The following is a 7,631-nucleotide window of genomic DNA, read 5'->3' as shown; positions in this document are numbered from 1 at the left end:
TCCACTGCCCGGGAATGCCCTTGCCCTCTCTGTTCCACCGAACCCAGTTTCGCCGAAGCCAGTGCCGGCACATGCGATGCCACGCCAGCAAAAGATTCTCCTGGGGGTGGCCGGGGGGCTTGTGGCGTTGCTGGCGCTCGTTGCTCTGTTTCTGTTGGGGACCCGGATAGGTGTGCCGGCCGTACCCGAGGCCGCCGTTACCCCCGCGGTTCCACCTTCCACCACTCCGACAGTCGCGCCAGTGGTCGGCACAGGGCCGGTTGCGGCCGGTGACCATCCGTTTGATGAACTGTTGGGTGGGGAGTGCCTCACCCTCTACGAATCCCCGTGGCAGGAGACCTACACGGTCGTCGATTGCGGCCAGCCTCATCCGGCGCAGATGCTTGCCAGGGCAACCCTGCCCGATGCCGCTGGAGCCGCATACCCGGCAACCGCAGACCTCCAGGCGAGTACGACGCTGGCCTGCACCGCCGCCACTGTCATTGACTACGCGAGTGCCGGGGAGTTTGACGACATCCAGATCTCGGCAAGTTTCCCTCCTAGCTCCGAGCGGTGGGCGGGCGGCGACCGTACCTATTACTGTTTTGCCAGTCGCTCAGGTGGAGGCGACCTCACCGGATCCATCGCGATTCCGGCGGCCTGACGGTCGCGCTTGGCTTCGCAGCGCTACGACCATGATCCCGCTCTGTGGCCAGGGCAGGCCAGGCCAGGCCCGGCCCTGTCTAGGCTGGATGCATGACAACGTCACTTCAGAGCAAGCTTCCGTCCGGCTTCGGAGCACAAACTACTGCCGCTGATGTGCTCGTCGGCATCGATCTGAAGGGCCGTACCGCGATCGTCACGGGCGGCTATTCTGGGCTCGGCATCGAGACGGTGGCCGCTCTCAGCGGTGCGGGTGCCACCGTAATCGTGCCGGCACGTCGGCCGGACGTCGCGCGGGCGGCTCTTGACGTTCGGGGACTCGGCGGGTCAGAAGCGGTGGGCCAAGTAGAAGTGGGCCGAGTAGAAGTGGACGAGCTGGATCTTGCTGACCTGGGCAGTGTGCGCGCGTTCTCGGGACGCTTCCTCGCCTCGGGCCGAAGCCTTGACATCCTGATCAATAATGCTGGAATTATGGCCGCCCCCGAGTCGCGGGTTGGTGAGGGCTGGGAGTCGCAGTTCGCCACCAACCATCTCGGTCACTACGTGCTCACGAACCTGCTCTGGCCAGCACTCATTGCGGCTGACGATGCCAGGGTCGTCTCGCTGTCTTCTACCGGGCACAAGCTGTCCGGCATCCGTTTCGACGACCCGCAGTTCACCACTGGATACGATAAGTGGCTCGCATATGGCCAGGCCAAGACCGCGAACAGCCTGTTCGCTGTTCAGTTGAACGCACTCGGCGCGCCGCACGGTGTGCACGCATTCGCCGTACACCCGGGCGGGATTATGACCGAGCTCCAACGCCACTTACCGCGCGAGGAGATGATTGCCTCCGGTTGGATTAGCGAGGATGGCACGCTAAATGCGCGGTTCAAGACCCCGGAACAGGGCGCGGCGACCTCCGTCTGGGCGGCGACCTCGCCACAGCTCGCGGGTATGGGGGGTGTTTATTGCGAGGACTGCGATATCGCAGAGCCGACCGTACCTGGCGCGCCGAACGCACGGGTGGCGGGAGTGAACGAGCACGCCATTGATCCGGATGCGGCATCCTGGCTCTGGAACTACTCGGCGCAGCTCACGGGAGTAAACGTCTTCGCCTGATGACGACCCACCATTTCGGCGAGGGATGCTGCTGATCCAGTCCTAGTCGATTTCGGATTCGACGGGCACTGGCGAGAGCAGATCGGCGACGCTGTCGAGTATCTCATCCGGCCGGAACGGGTATCGGTCGATCTCGGCCTGGTCACTGATTCCCGTGAGCACGAGGATCGTGTGCAGCCCCGCCTCGATGCCGGCAACGATATCGGTGTCCATGCGGTCACCGATCATGCCGGTATTTTCGCTGTGGGCGCCGATCTTGTTCATCGCCGAACGGAACATCATGGGGTTCGGTTTTCCCACAACGTAGGGCTCTTTGCCCGTGGCCTTCGAGATGAGGGCGGCGACTGCTCCCGTGGCCGGGAGGGGTCCGTCGGCGCTCGGGCCCGTGGCATCCGGATTCGTCACAATGAATCGCGAGCCGGACCCGATGAGCCGGATGGCCTTGGTGATGGCCTCGAATGAGTAGTTGCGTGTCTCGCCGATCACCACATAGTCGGGGTCACTCTCGGTCATAATGAACCCGGCCTCGTGCAGAGCGGTCGTAATGCCGGCCTCGCCGATGACGAAGGCGCTGCCGCCCGGCATCTGCGATTGGAGGAAATCTGCCGTCGCGAGCGCGGAGGTCCAGATCGACTCTTCGGGCACGTCCAGCCCCGACGCACGTAGCCGCGCACTGAGATCGCGAGGGGTGAAGATGGAGTTGTTGGTGAGCACGAGGTACGGTTTGCCCTCGTCCCGCCACTGCTGCAGCAGCTCTGAAGCGCCCGGCACCGGGTGGTTCTCGTGCACGAGAACGCCGTCCATGTCGGTGAGCCAGCACTCGATGTCGCGACGATCACTCATGGCGTCATCGTACCGGGGGACGGTGTCTGGGCGGGGGGAGCGCTGGGTGAGGGTGCTGCGACGGCGTGCCGGGAGAACACCGCCGTCTCGCCGAGCCGGGCGCGCATGATGGCGATCGCATCCGGGTTCTCATCGACGAGCAGGAAGCGGCGATCGAGGGCCTGCGCAACCGCGCCGGTCGTGCCGCTGCCAGCAAAAAAGTCGAGCACCCAGTCGCCGGGCGCACTTGAGGCCTGGATGATGCGGCGCACGATCCCTTCCGGCTTCTGTGTCGCGTACCCTGTCTTCTCCCTGCCGTTGGGGGAGACGATCGTGTGCCACCAGACATCCGTGGGAAGTTTGCCTCGCTCGACCTTTTCGGGAGTCACCAGCCCCGGGGCCATGTACGGCTCGCGGTCGACGGCGAGGTTGTCGAAGTAGTACGTTCTGGGATTCTTCACGTAGACGAGAATCGTGTCGTGCTTGGAGGGCCATTTTTTTGTCGCCCTTGCACCATAGTCGTACGCCCAGATGATCTCGTTGAGGAAGCTGTCACGGCCAAACAGGGCGTCGAGAGCGACTTTGGCGTAGTGAGCTTCGCGGTAGTCGAGGTGAAGGTAGAGGGTTCCACGATCATCCAACAGCCGCCAGGCTTCGATGAGCCTTGGTTCGAGGAAGCCCCAGTAGTCGGCGAACCGGTCATCGTATTGTGTGAGGGTGCCTTTGACGGTCTCGTAGCTCTGGCCCTGGAATCCTTTGCGCGCCCCGTCGGAATTTCGAACGGTCCTGATGTTCTGGCGCTGCTGGGTGCGGCCGGTATTGAATGGTGGATCGAGGTAGATCAGTCTGAAGCTCTCGTCGGGCAGGGTTGCGATCACGGCAAGATTGTCACCGTGGATGACGCGGTTGGGGCCAGTCACACTGGGGCCGGGCACACTGGGGCCGGGCACGGTCTTGCTGGGAATGGTCTGGCTGGGCATGGTCTTGCTGGGCATGGTCTGGCTGGGCATGGTCTGGTCGGGCACGGTCTGTCCATCAGCGGCTTCGGGCGTTGTGCTGACCATTTCTCGGGGCATGACCCGAGATTAACAGGTGATGATGCCGCAGCAGATGCCGCGCCGGTCAGCGTCAGCTCTCGAGCGACCCGATCACGACGGAGGGATGGGTGAGATAGGTGCGCCCGAGGGGCGAAGTCCATTGCAGAACACCATCACCGAGTTGTTCTACCTCCCATCGGGTGTGATGTTTGAGGTGATGATGCCCGACGCACATGTGGGCCAGATTGTCGTGGCTGGTGGGGCCCCGGTTCTGCCAGTCGACGGTGTGATCAAGGTCGCAGTTGATGGCGAGTCTGCCGCACCCGGGGAACCGGCAGGTTTCATCCCTCACGCGAAGGTATCGCCGAAGGTCGGCCGGTGCCGAGTAGCGATCACGACCGACCGAGATCACGGCCCCGGTTTCGGGGTGAGTCAGGATGCGTGTAAATCCGGGTGCCGTGGCGGCCAGCTCGCGGGCGGTCTCGGCGTCGATGGGACCGAAGCCCTCAAGCGTTGCTGGGGGAGTTTCGAGACCGAGCAGTGCGAGCACGGGGACGGTGACCAGAACGGTTGCACGGATGCCGCGCCCGATGCTGTGTGTACCGTCGGGCCCGACCTTATCACCGGCACAATTGTCGTCACTGGCACAGTTGGCGTCCTTGCCACCGTCGTTGCAACTGCCACCGTCGTTGCAACTGGCCCCGTCTCTATAACTGGCACCGACGATCTCGCCGTCGACGAGAAGGTCGACCAGAACGTCGGCCATCAGTTGGGTGATGGTGCGCGGCTCGGCCTTGCACTTCAGGCTCTTGGCGATGTCTCCGAGCCGGTTATGGATGCCGATTGCCTCGGCTGCCGGGAGATAGGCGTTCAGCCAGGCCATCCCGTCGCGATCCCCACTGACGGAAACCGATCGATCGGCGACTCCGGCCACATGCCGGGCCTCGATGGACTCGGGATTCATTCGCTCACGCTGTACCCGCGCCTTGTGATCGAACCGGGCGATGGTGAGCGTTCGGGCTGCGGGAAGAACGGCTGTCTCAAACGCTGCCGTGGCATCGGCAGGCAGGCTTGCCGCATGATCGGCGATCGACTGCGCATGCCGATAGCTGATCTCGCCTTTCTGCAGCGCTTCGAGGGTGGCAGGCAGGCTTGCCGCGAGGATGTGGCTGTGGGCGACGAGCGTCTCCGCAGTGCGTTCGGGAAGTCGGAGTGCACACGCCAGTTCGGTGACGAGTTCGCGGTGGGCGACAGTCGCGGCATCCCACCCCCCAGCTCGATTGGGCACGTCGGGGCTGGCGATATTGGCGCTGAACTCGCTCCATGACCGTGCCTGATCGATGAGTTGCGCGCGGTAGGCGGTGATCGAGGCCATCATGCCGTCAGTAGCGACGATTGCATCGAGCAGCTCGGCCATGGTGTCATTCATGACGCCGGTAAGGCTGATGGCGGGGCTGGGGGCAGGACCGGTGGCAAGGCTCGAGTCGAGGCTCACGTCAGAGCTCACATCGTCGCTGGTGTCTGACGACACGAAGCTCACTGCTGCGGGTGTTCCCATAACTGAAGTAGACACCGGACCACTGACATTGCAGCCGCTGGTTCCCTGCCAGCGCAAAAGCGGTGGATAAGTCGTTGACCAGCACTTTGTGGAGGAGAAGTGGCGCACCGGGAGAGTCAGAGTAGCTGCCGGTAGTACCGTTCCGGCTCCTCCAAAAAGGAGCGCCAATCGCGAACCAGGTCGAGGTCTTTCCACACACAAGGTCGGTAGCCCCAGGGCCCGACTTCGTAGATCACCGCGCCGGGGATCGAAGCCAGGATCGGAGAGTGAGTAGAGAGTATTACCTGAGACCCGCGGGCCTCAACGATGTCGCGGAGAATACTGAGCAACGCCAGTGACCCGGTGAACGACAGGGCCGATTCCGGCTCATCCAGAATCCAGAGGCCGGGGTATCGAGACCGAGCAACCACAAGGTCGAGAAATGATTCGCCGTGCGAGCGCTCGTGGAACACGGGATCCTTGCCGCCGGGGTTATGTTCGAGATAGGTGAAGAACCCGTGCATGGTTTCCGCGCGGAGGAAGAAGCCTCCTCGGCCGGCGCCAAGGCCTCTGTTCAGCCGAAGGTGGTCGGCAAGGGTGGACTCCGACTTTCGGGTGGTGTGCCTCGAGCCGGTAGATCCTCCTTCCGGGCCCATGCCATAGGCGCCTGCGATGGCCTCGACGAGAGTGGACTTGCCAACCCCGTTGTCGCCGACGAAGACGGTGACGGGGCCCAGATCCAGACCGTGGTCGAGAAGTTGCGCGATCGGAGCGAGCGTCGCCGGCCACGTGCTGCGGGGCAGTATTGTCGCGTCGGGATCCCGGCCTACCGAGCGTAGAGGAGGCGCGTTCGACAGCATCCCGTCATTCTGCCTGACTCATCGCGACTTGACGATGGATGTAGGTTGCGCTCGCCGTCCCTGCTACGACTCCCACCGAATCTCGCCATCCCTCTGGACCGATGTTGCGTGCAGGGCTTGATTTTGCGCCACCCCCATTGAGGCAAGGTGGTCGGGATGGATGTACGCAGTGAAGCGACCTACTCCTTGTGATCGCAGCCATCCGATCATCCCTTGGGTGGCCTCGGAGGCGATGCCTCGTCCTTGCTGTCGCGGTGTGATGACCCAGGCGATGTCAGCAACAAGTTCTGATCCATCGTCTTCGACCGTTGCCTGCACGTACCCCACTGGCTTGCGTGAGTCTCGGAGCATGACCACCCAATTCAGCCACCATTGCGCACCGTCAGACGACTGCCCCCGCGTGTGCACGGCATACCGTTCGCGCAGCACGTCAAGTGACGGTGGTTCGCCGCCGGTGTACTGGTACAAAGCCGGGTCGGCCAGAACCTCGACCATTGCTGGCGCCTGTGTCACAGACAGCGGTTCCAACAGCAGTCGCTCAGACGATATCGGTTCAGGGTCAGGCCATTGCATCTTTCGAGACTGCCATAGCACCCGCGTCCACTAGCACCGGCGGTTTTGCCCGCCGCCCTCCGAGCGGCCTCTCGTCGAGCGGCAGCACCTCCGGCGCGCCGAAAATTCCCGTGAGGGAAGCCGCAGCGAGCGCCCCTGCCGTGAGAACGGCGGCGAGCACGACGATCTGAAACTGCGCGGCCTGGACGGGCGAAGCTCCCGCGAAAACCGCCCCGACAAAGGCACCGGGCAGAGTGACGATCCCGGTCGTGCGGGTCTGGTCGACAGACGGAATGAGGGCAGTGGATGCCGCCGACCGCACTGCCCGAAGCGCCGACCGGCGCGGGGTCGCGCCCACCGCGAGCCACCCTTCCATCTCGTCTCGCTGCGAAAGGTAAAGCGACCCGAGTGAGCGCCCCATCAGGGTGCAGACCGTCATGGTATTGCCGATCACGATGCCGCCGAGCGCCAGGAGGTAGCGCGGGCTGAAGTCGACCGCTCCGGTGGCGAACACGACGACCAGGGGCAGAGTGGATGCCGCGACAACCGTGCCAGCGAGGGCGGGCAGGTAGCGCGCCGCCACTCGGAGTCGCCGGAACATCACCCAGGTGGCCGCCGCGACCATCACTGCGAGAAAGGCGGCAACCCACCAGCGGTTGCTGATCACCCCGTTCAGGATGACGCTCAGGATGCCCAGTTGGACCACGGCCCGAAGGAGCGCCCACGGCTGCAACCACGGCTTCTCGAGCCGAAGCGCGAGCACGATCGCCAGCGTGATCGCTGCGAGGAGAGCGACCGCGACGATTGTGACGATGGGGGTCACCACGGCTCCGATCTGATGAGCGCCATCTGGCACAGAGGGTGCCTATTCGATTAGATCACAGCCGCTCACCTCAGGAGCCGTATCGCTTAATCTCCGCCAACAATGCAGATTCCAGATCGGGGAGGTCAGTCGCGACGGTCGCCGCAATGATGCCGTGGTCGATATAGATGTAGCTATGTACGATCCTGTTCCTGGTCGCCCACGCGATGCCCCACTCCCCGGCGAAGAGACGTTCTCTCAATCCATCGCTACCGTGA

9 protein-coding genes are annotated in these 7,631 nt (G+C 63.6%); 2 read left to right on the top strand and 7 right to left on the bottom strand.

The window, feature by feature from the left end; all coding sequences use genetic code 11:
• Both RMN95_RS09610 and RMN95_RS09605 read left to right on the top strand, forming a co-directional pair.
• Window positions 1–643, top strand: a 643-nt coding sequence (locus RMN95_RS09610; RefSeq protein ID WP_309616699.1) for a septum formation family protein, incomplete at its 5' end; no start/stop codon positions are given.
• 92 nt (window positions 644–735) lie between these two features.
• A complete protein-coding gene (locus tag RMN95_RS09605; RefSeq protein ID WP_309616698.1) occupies window positions 736–1,743 on the top strand; it encodes an SDR family NAD(P)-dependent oxidoreductase in 1,008 nt (335 codons plus the stop codon).
• A 42-nt stretch (window positions 1,744–1,785) separates the two neighbouring features.
• Here the strand turns inward: RMN95_RS09605 and RMN95_RS09600 are convergent, their stop codons facing one another.
• From RMN95_RS09600 to RMN95_RS09570, 7 genes are all read right to left on the bottom strand, one after another.
• On the bottom strand, window positions 1,786–2,586 hold the full coding sequence (locus tag RMN95_RS09600; protein WP_309616697.1) for an HAD-IIA family hydrolase: 801 nt from the start codon (window positions 2,584–2,586) through the stop codon (window positions 1,786–1,788).
• Complete coding sequence (locus RMN95_RS09595; protein ID WP_309616696.1) at window positions 2,583–3,641, bottom strand: DNA methyltransferase; 1,059 nt, start codon at window positions 3,639–3,641, stop codon at window positions 2,583–2,585. Before RMN95_RS09595 ends, RMN95_RS09600 begins: the two co-directional genes overlap by 4 nt.
• Before the next feature lie 52 nt (window positions 3,642–3,693).
• A complete protein-coding gene (locus RMN95_RS09590; RefSeq protein ID WP_309616695.1) occupies window positions 3,694–5,160 on the bottom strand; it encodes a DUF222 domain-containing protein in 1,467 nt (488 codons plus the stop codon).
• A 116-nt stretch (window positions 5,161–5,276) separates the two neighbouring features.
• Window positions 5,277–5,999 carry an AAA family ATPase gene (locus RMN95_RS09585; RefSeq protein ID WP_309616694.1) on the bottom strand — a complete coding sequence of 241 codons (723 nt, stop codon included), beginning with the start codon at window positions 5,997–5,999 and terminating at the stop codon, window positions 5,277–5,279.
• A 63-nt stretch (window positions 6,000–6,062) separates the two neighbouring features.
• Window positions 6,063–6,572 carry a GNAT family N-acetyltransferase gene (locus tag RMN95_RS09580; protein ID WP_309616693.1) on the bottom strand — a complete coding sequence of 170 codons (510 nt, stop codon included), beginning with the start codon at window positions 6,570–6,572 and terminating at the stop codon, window positions 6,063–6,065.
• Window positions 6,559–7,407, bottom strand: a complete 849-nt coding sequence (locus RMN95_RS09575; RefSeq protein ID WP_309616692.1) for an ABC transporter permease — start codon at window positions 7,405–7,407, stop codon at window positions 6,559–6,561. The genes RMN95_RS09580 and RMN95_RS09575 overlap by 14 nt, the downstream gene beginning before the upstream one ends.
• Before the next feature lie 37 nt (window positions 7,408–7,444).
• Window positions 7,445–7,631 (bottom strand): HepT-like ribonuclease domain-containing protein (locus RMN95_RS09570; RefSeq protein ID WP_309616691.1); only part of this gene is annotated, 187 nt, incomplete at its 5' end.

The organism is Salinibacterium sp. (genome assembly GCF_031364185.1).
GTDB lineage: Bacteria > Actinomycetota > Actinomycetes > Actinomycetales > Microbacteriaceae > Rhodoglobus.
Note: the sequence above shows the minus strand (reverse complement) of the source record. Positions and strands in the feature narration are given on the sequence as shown.